The organism is Acanthopleuribacter pedis (assembly GCF_017377855.1).
Classification (GTDB): domain Bacteria; phylum Acidobacteriota; class Holophagae; order Acanthopleuribacterales; family Acanthopleuribacteraceae; genus Acanthopleuribacter; species Acanthopleuribacter pedis.
Genome location: NZ_JAFREP010000003.1, coordinates 535,616 through 543,466 on the forward strand (window position 1 = coordinate 535,616; position 7,851 = coordinate 543,466).

The following is a 7,851-nucleotide window of genomic DNA, read 5'->3' on the forward strand; positions in this document are numbered from 1 at the left end:
CATGAATCAACCCGTCGACCGCAACCAGGTAAACCAACGCATTGCCGATTTGCTCGCCTTTGATCGTCGCCCCGCGCCGGGTCCGGCGCAGACCGCGCCCAAGAAACGTGCCCCGGACATGAGCCTGATCTTTTTTTCCGACAGCAACCAGGGTTTGGGCCACACCTACCAACTCGTTTTCGAACTGACCGAATTTGCCGACCGTGCGGGTTTTGCCGCCGTTTGGTTGCCGGAACGCCATTTCCATCCCTTCGGCGGTATTTACCCCAACCCCGCCGTGCTGGCCGCGGCCTTGGCGCGAACCACCGAACAGATTCGCTTCCGTTCCGGTTCGGTGGTGTTGCCGCTGCACCATCCGGTCGAGGTGGTGGAGGCCTGGTCGATGGTGGACCATCTATCGGGTGGCCGCGTCGACCTGGGTTTTGCCAGTGGCTGGAACCCCAACGACTTTATCATTTCACCCGAAACCTATGGTGACTTGCGCAAGGTTTGGTTCGAGCGCATCGGCCAGGTGGAGAAGCTGTGGCGGGGTGAGACCATGCGTTTTGCCAACGGGAAGGGGGAGGCCACCGAGGTGCGGGTTTACCCCAAGCCGTTGCAAGAACAGCTCAATGTGTGGCTGGCGATTTCCAAGTCCGAGGAGAGTTTCCGTTTTGCCGGTGCCAAGGGTTACAACGTGCTGACCATGCTGCAGGGCATCGATTTGGACAAGCTGGGCGAAAAGATTGCGATTTACCGTGAGGCGCGCGCCGGGGCCGGCTTCGATCCCGACGGCGGTTGTGTGACCTTGATGTTGCACACCTTGGTTCACCGCGATTTGGACACCGTGCGGGCCGCCGTGCGTGAGCCGTTTTTCAACTATATAAAAAGTGCCTTAACCGGCCATATGCAAACTCTTGACAAAGCCGACCGGCCAGGCGAGAGTGAGGTACGCAAAATGGTTGAATACAGTTACGAACGTTATTTCAAGACCGGCGCCTTATTCGGCGGGGTTGACGACGTCATGCCGACGATTGAAAAAGCTGTTTCCGTGGGTGTCGGCGAAATTGCCTGTTTGATGGATTTCGGCCCGGAACACCGCGTGGTCATGGAATCCCTGCCCTATCTCCAGTCCTTAAAAGAACAAGTTACGTCCTTGTCCTTTGATTCATAGGTTTTCACCTGCGCTAGCCCGCATTTCGCAAACGCCGGGTGTTATTTCATACCATCGAGGAACGCCATGAAGACTTATTATGTTGGCTTAGCGACCACCTTTCACGATCCCGCGTTAGCGATAATCGATGAAAAGGGTGAGATTATCTTTGCTGAAGCGACCGAACGACACTATCAGGACAAACGTGCGATGGGTTGTTTACCGGACAGCATGGAATGGGCCAATCAGTTGATTAAACAGGTCACCGATCCCTCGGCCAAATTTGTGATTGCCGGTTCTTGGAATCACCAAATGCATCGTTTCCTGAAGCTGCTCAACTTTTTGGGGATCACCAGCGCGCGCAAGATTTTTCGCTACGATCAACGCTTCGCCACCGCCTGTGCCACCAAACACGAGGGGCTTTATGTCTGCCTGATGCAGTTAAATTCGATGAACGGCGCCGGTGCCGGCTGGTCGATGGCATTGGCCAAGCACCACAACAACCGCAACATTGAATTCCGCAACTACCCGCACCACTGGACCCACGCCATGGGCGCGTGCCGCATGAGTGGGTTCGAGGAAACGGCCTGTATGGTGGTCGACAGCAACGGCCAACGGGGTTCGATTTCCTATTTCGGATACAAAAACGGCAGCCTCAACGAGATCAAAGAAATCAAAGGTGCCGCCAGTTTGGGCGCCTTGTACACCGCTTTTACCGGTTACTGCGGTTTCCAACCCGACAAAGGCGAGGAGTGGAAGGTGATGGGACTGGCGCCCTACGGCAAACCCATCGAAGCCATTTTAGAGGTGCTGCGCGAGCTGGTGATCATCGACGGAATCAACATCAAGTACCGTTCGAAAAAACATTACCAAAAGTTGGTGGCGCACCTGGAAGCCGCCAAACGAAGCGGCGACCAACCGATCATCGAAGCCGCCGACTTGGCCGCCACCGGCCAGGCCTTTTATGAAGAGGCCATGTCGCGGCTGATTAACAACTTTCACGGGATGACCGGCGGTGAACGTTTGGTCCTGAGCGGCGGTTGCGGTCTCAACAGTTCCTACAACGGCAAGATCATCGAGCAGACCCCGTTCGAGGAGGTGTTCATCCCCTGCGCGCCGGGCGACGACGGCAACGCGGTCGGTGCCGCCTACCTGGCTTATCACGCCGATTTTCCGACCAACATACCGCTGCCTAAACGCCAGAGCCCCTACCTGGGTTCGCGCCTTTCCCCGCGCGGCTTGCACAACATGCGCACCTTCGGCCGGTTGCCCAAAATCCGTCAATTGCCCGACACCCTTTACGAGGAAACCGCCAAGTTGTTGGCGGAAGGGAAGTTGGTCGGTTGGGCGCGCGGACGCGCGGAGTTCGGCCCGCGCGCCTTGGGCAATCGCTCGATTCTGGCCGATCCCCGTGCCGCCGACATGAAGGACAAAATCAACGCCAAGGTGAAGTTCCGTGAGGAATACCGGCCCTTTGCGCCGTCGATCCTGCACGAGTTCGGCCCCGAGTATTTTGAAAATTACCAGGAGACGCCGTACATGGAGCGCACGCTGCGGTTCAAGGAAGAAGTGCGCGACCGCGTGCCCGCGGTGGTCCATGTCAACGGCACCGGTCGTTTGCAATCGGTCAGCGCGAGCTTAAACGAGCCCTATTACAAATTGATCAAAGCCTTTTACGCGATCACGGGGGTGCCGATCCTGCTCAACACCAGTTTCAATGTGATGGGCAAACCCATCATTCACTCGGTGGAGGACGCGCTCAGCGTGTTTTTTACCTCGGGTCTGGACGCGCTGGTGTTGGAAGACATGCTCATCGAAAAACCCGATGCCGAAGAAATCGACAACCGCACGCGTGCAAGCGACCGAACCGCCACCCCGGTGGGTTAAGCCTTTTTCCTTCATGGCCGCACGCGCCGGGTGCGGCCATGGTTTCTTGCCCGGCCGTTGCGCTCTGGATGGTTCGCTTCAGTTGCGGGGAGGCAATCTGTTTATGCGGCAAAGGAACGGCGCAGTCCGAACCAAGGAACCAGCATTAAGGCCACCGCAACCAAGATGACGGCGAGGCCGACGGCTCGGTACCCAACCGGCAAGGCCCAAACGACCAGCGGTACGGCAAGACCGAGCCGCAACCATTCCAAGCGAAAGGCGGTGCGGTTGCGCTCAAACAACAGCCCGACCGCGATCAGGCTCCAGATCACAAACAAAGCCGCGGCGACCTTTAAGTCGGTGGATAGGGAGGCTTGGAGAAAAAGCAGCAGGGTGACCGGCGGGAGCAACACCAAAAATTGGCAGGCTGCATAACGCGTCAAACCGGCCGGCAGGGCTGGATCGTATTTAGGCGGATCGGCGGGAACGGGCGGCGGCGCCTGAGGTCCGCCCAAATCGTCGGGAAACCAGCCTGGCTGTTTTGAGAAAACCCGAAGTTTGTCCAGCGGGGCGCGTGTCCGCCGCGCTGAATCAACCAACTCGATCCAATAATGGCTGTTCGCCCAAAACGGGTTCCAGCTCTCCAGCGGTTTGGTGATGCCGTAGGTGGGTTCTTCCTCTTCCGCTTGGAAGGTGCCGAACAAACGGTCCCAGATGATGAGGGTGCCGCCGTGGTTTTTGTCGATGTACTTTGGGTCGCGCCCATGGTGAACCCGGTGATGGGAAGGCGTGTTGAACACCCATTCGTAGGGACCCAAGCGGCCGATGAGGCGGGTGTGGATCCAAAACTGGTACAGGGTGTTGAAGGAGGCCGCGGCGAGAAACATCAGCGGCGGGAACCCAATGAGTGCCAAGGGAAGGTAGAACAGCATCACAAAAATCGGCTGGAGCGAACTCTGGCGAAGTGCCACGCTGAGGTTGTATTCCTCGGATTGATGGTGCACCACGTGGGTAGCCCAGATCGCATTCACCTCGTGGCTGGAGCGGTGAAACCAATAATAGGCAAAATCCACCCCGAGAAAACAAAGCACCCACATCCAAACCGAATCGAGCCGGATCTCAAACAGGTGCCCATGCAGATAAACCCAGGTGTACACACCCAAAAGCAGGGTTTTCAGAAACACATCCACGACCTGCTGCATGATGCCGCAACTCAGGTCATTGACTGAATCATTCAAGCGGTACACATCGCGCTTGCGTCGTCGTGCCACCCACCATTCGAGCCCCATCAAGAGAAAAAAGAAGGGAATGGCGAGCGCAATGTAGTTGGGTGCCAAGGCGTCCCCCCCAAATCAGGAAAAGCTACCCTCAAAGATAGCCGCAAAGGCGGGGAAGGGCACCCGGAATTTTTGAGGGGGCCGGGAAAACCCGCCTGTTCCTGATTACGAGAAAATGTGGGGTGCCAGGCGGGCCATGTTGCGGGCATCGTCAATGCCGCGGTGGGCCGTGCCGTGGAAGGTTAGACCCATGGTTTTGATCGCGCGCCCCAAACCCATTCCTTTTCGGTAGCCTTTGTTTTCAGCAAAGCGTTGCTTGATGTTGATGTGTTGCTCATCGAAGGGAAAGGGCACCTTGAAGTACCGACAGTCTTGCAGAAGTTGGTTTTTGTCGTAATTTCCCCAACTGCAGAAGACGGGGTTTTCGAATTGGCCGATCCAGGCTTGAAAGGATTTTAGCACCTCTGGAAAGCTGTCGGCCCGATCCAGGTCGCGCTGTGTGATGGAGGTTAGGGATGCGCAGAAGTTGGTTAACAGGGGGTGGCGTTGGGGTTTAACAAAGCGCTCAAATTCATCAATGATGCGAAGGCTTTTAGGGTCCAGTGCCACCGCGCCGATTTCAATAATTTCCATTTCATTTCTCGGCACACTGCCGGCATCGCAACAGGTCGCTTCAAAATCAACAATGAGGTAGGTCATTTGGTCTTCCTTAGAATCCGTCAAAAACGGTGAAACGTTCGGAGGAGCAACCCTGCTTAACGCGGGAAGCGCCTCAATTCGAGGAAGAGCATGGTTCGGACCAAACTGTCGTGAGCGCGCTTAAGTCCTTAAATAAAGCTACTTATGTGCCATCTGTCCAGTTTTGGTGGCTGAGTAGATTTATGGGAAATTCTAGGAAGTTAGCGTCTGGGATTGGTTTGGTGACCTAGCAAGCATCGTTTAATTTCACGATGGTCCCAGGAATAAACGGAGCCCTGTAGTTTCATCGCTCCGACGCGGATGCGCACATCGTTGCCAACGTCTAAAAGTGGGACGGTTTGCGACCCGCCGGTTTGTTGGCAAACCGCGAGCAAAGGGAAGGTGAGGTCACCACTGTTCTGTTGAAAACGAAGGGAGCTGGAGCGTGGCGCCACCGACATCCGCGTTAAGGCCGGATCGGGAAATCATATTCTCGGCTAGGTCATAACGGTAGTCAGTGGACGTCGCGCCCATGGTCAGCTTCTCTAGTTGGCCCAAATCCGAGTAGTCGTAGAAAAACAACCGCGAGCTGAAGAAATGGTCCCGGCGGATGAAGTCGACACGGAAGGTACCTACCTGTCACGCGAAAACGCGATGCCGCAAACGGTTGCGAGCACGAAGTTATACGTGCAGATGGACGTCCCCAGCGCGACAACGGTTCGTTGGTTCGCGAGCAATCACGGCGGCGAGACCTGGGAGCCTAGCACGCTGGAATACACCCGCGAGGTGGATCACGAATGGACCGAGTACACGTTTGAATGTGTGTTTGCGGATGCGACCATAAGTCGGATTCGGTACAACCTAAGAAGCGCGATAAGAGCGTGGGATTTTCGCTAAAGATCTGGAGCGAAATGGCCTGGGAAAAGCGGACCGGGGTCGCGAACGACCGCACCCACTCGGTGCGGTGAGCATTTTCACAGGCCGTTGCAGCCCAGAGGCTTAGTTAAAATCACCGCGAGTTATCGCGTTTCTTAGGTACAAGGCCGAGATGACGGGAACGACTTTGGTGGCGCTACGATTTCACTGCATGAATAACATTAAGTTAGTGTCGCTTTTGTGAAGAAGCGATCCATTCAGCGAGCATGGACCGCTTCTTTCCAGGTAAGCAATAATTTAACCAATATTTAGCTTGATCTTTCCTGAGTGATCGCGATCAACAAAATAATGATGATTCTGGGATTGAATAGCGTCTATTGTAGCCAAAAGGTCTTCCATTGTGTTTTCTGGGAAGTCTTTCTTTAACTCTAGGAGGTTGGGAAGCAAGCTTTGGTCCAGGGAGTATGCCAGCAGCATGCATGCTCTGTATCTCACCATTTTTGATCGATCTTTTAAGGCAAGCATACCAAGATCTTTTGCTGGTTGACTCTCTCTTGCATATCGCATGCTGTGGTAAACAAGGCTTTCTCGTTTCTTCCATTGCGTTGTTTTTGGATATGCCTTGAGTAAGTGAATGGGAAGCTCGTTACTTACATTCTCCCTTAGCCACTTAATTGCGTCCCACTCTTCATCAGATCCATCTAACTGGGAAATTAGTTCTTCTACCTTTGACAACGTTCTCTCTCCTTATATTGCATTAAGTTCCACTTCTGTATTTGGATCGTTATTTTTGATGGTTTCTCCATGTTTTACGCTGCTGGATCGCCGCTTATCATATTCAACACAATGGTGACAGCCGTTTTTATCGTATTGGATGTCTGGACGGTTTCGGCCAACCTTGTTACCGTCTACATCCACTTGTTCTTGGTTTTTCCTGATATTCTCGACATCTGCATCTTGCTTTAATTCTCGAATCCTATCGTCAATCCTATTATTGTGGTTTCGGCCACCATGCGGCTTTGCTTCACCATTGTTTGGCTTTGGACCTTTCTTCTTTGTTTTGAAGCCTTTATCAGGTGTAACCTTTTTTGCTGCCTGGCGTGCATCGCTGACACCCACGGCTACGTTCGAGGCATCCTTGATTTTATCACCAGCCCGAGCCGCTTTGATCACAGCACCTGCTCCACCTGGGACAAAAGGGGTTGCCGCCGCGGCGGTGTCGATGATTACGCCACCCGCGTCAATCGTTGCGTCCAACCAGTTGCCTTCGCTGACGTTGTACACAAAGGACGCGACGCCGATGCCGATATTGGCGACATCCCATGCCGTTTCTACCGCGTTCCCGTCGGGATCGTAGGCGTTGGCCGGGTTTTGGTACGTGTAGCTGTAGAGGTTGTAGCTGTTGGGTAAGAATGGGTTGAAGTCGCGCGCTTCATCGGGTTGCAGGAAACAGCCCATCCTCGGCTCGTAGTAGCGTGCCTTCATGTACACCAGGCCGGTGTTGTCCTCGTCGTGACCGGTGAATCCGTGAGCCCCTTTGGTTTTCACTGATGAGACTGTTGGCGTTCCGTAGGGCTCGTAGAACTGGGATTGGGGTTGTTCAAGGTCCGCGTCCCAAGTAACCGCCGGGTTTCCTAGGCGATCATGGAAGCGGTAGGTTTCCTTGCGGTCGGTTTGGGTGCCTTTAGCTGAGAAGCTCGTTTCCTCGGTGTACACCGCTTTGCCGTCGAACAGGATGTACTGGCGCCGGGTTTTCAGTTGGCCTTGATTTGTCGCGGCGGTGCTGAAGTCCTCCTCGGTCAGGATGGCGCCGTTTAAGTCGCGCACCGAATAGGTCACCTTGTTGGACGCGGTTTCCCATTTGGCGACCCGTTGGCCGAACGCGTCATAGAGGTAGTATTCCTCCCAATCGTCGGTCTTGGAGGCGCTCCGGCTCGTGGTTCCAGCCTGCTTCACCAATTCAAAAAAACCAGCGGCGTCGTAGTGATGTTCCGAGGCGACATTCCGTGTTAGACGCCCCAC

7 protein-coding genes are annotated in these 7,851 nt (G+C 54.8%); 3 read left to right on the forward strand and 4 right to left on the reverse strand.

What is annotated here, in order from left to right:
• Position 1: 1 nt before the first annotated feature.
• On the forward strand, positions 2 to 1,153 hold the full coding sequence (locus J3U88_RS04955; RefSeq protein ID WP_207857251.1) for a MupA/Atu3671 family FMN-dependent luciferase-like monooxygenase: 1,152 nt from the start codon (positions 2 to 4) through the stop codon (positions 1,151 to 1,153).
• Between the two features lie 66 nt (positions 1,154 to 1,219).
• Entirely contained in the window at positions 1,220 to 3,019 is a 1,800-nt protein-coding gene (locus J3U88_RS04960; RefSeq protein WP_207857252.1) for a carbamoyltransferase family protein, read from the forward strand.
• Positions 3,020 to 3,120: 101 nt separating this feature from the next.
• On the opposite strand, the gene J3U88_RS04965 is transcribed toward J3U88_RS04960, so the two are convergent.
• On the reverse strand, positions 3,121 to 4,335 hold the full coding sequence (locus J3U88_RS04965) for a sterol desaturase family protein (protein WP_207857253.1): 1,215 nt from the start codon (positions 4,333 to 4,335) through the stop codon (positions 3,121 to 3,123).
• Positions 4,336 to 4,440: 105 nt separating this feature from the next.
• Positions 4,441 to 4,974 (reverse strand): 3'-5' exonuclease, encoded by a 534-nt coding sequence (locus J3U88_RS04970; RefSeq protein WP_207857255.1) that lies wholly within the window; start codon positions 4,972 to 4,974, stop codon positions 4,441 to 4,443.
• Positions 4,975 to 5,550: 576 nt separating this feature from the next.
• On the opposite strand from J3U88_RS04970, the gene J3U88_RS04975 reads away from it, so the two are divergent.
• On the forward strand, positions 5,551 to 5,850 hold the full coding sequence (locus tag J3U88_RS04975) for a hypothetical protein (protein ID WP_207857256.1): 300 nt from the start codon (positions 5,551 to 5,553) through the stop codon (positions 5,848 to 5,850).
• Between the two features lie 276 nt (positions 5,851 to 6,126).
• On the opposite strand, the gene J3U88_RS04980 is transcribed toward J3U88_RS04975, so the two are convergent.
• Entirely contained in the window at positions 6,127 to 6,564 is a 438-nt protein-coding gene (locus tag J3U88_RS04980) for a hypothetical protein (protein ID WP_207857257.1), read from the reverse strand.
• Positions 6,565 to 6,576: 12 nt separating this feature from the next.
• On the reverse strand, positions 6,577 to 7,851 hold a 1,275-nt coding region (locus tag J3U88_RS04985), incomplete at its 5' end, for an RHS repeat-associated core domain-containing protein (RefSeq protein ID WP_207857258.1).

Excerpts from the sequence above, each read along its gene's own strand:
- J3U88_RS04955 (WP_207857251.1), top strand. The coding sequence starts at position 2 with ATGAATCAACCCGTCGACCGCAACCAGGTAAACCAACGCATTGCCGAT.
- J3U88_RS04960 (WP_207857252.1), top strand. The coding sequence starts at position 1,220 with ATGAAGACTTATTATGTTGGCTTAGCGACCACCTTTCACGATCCCGCG.
- J3U88_RS04970 (WP_207857255.1), bottom strand. The coding sequence starts at position 4,974 with ATGACCTACCTCATTGTTGATTTTGAAGCGACCTGTTGCGATGCCGGC.
- J3U88_RS04975 (WP_207857256.1), top strand. The coding sequence starts at position 5,551 with ATGGTCCCGGCGGATGAAGTCGACACGGAAGGTACCTACCTGTCACGC.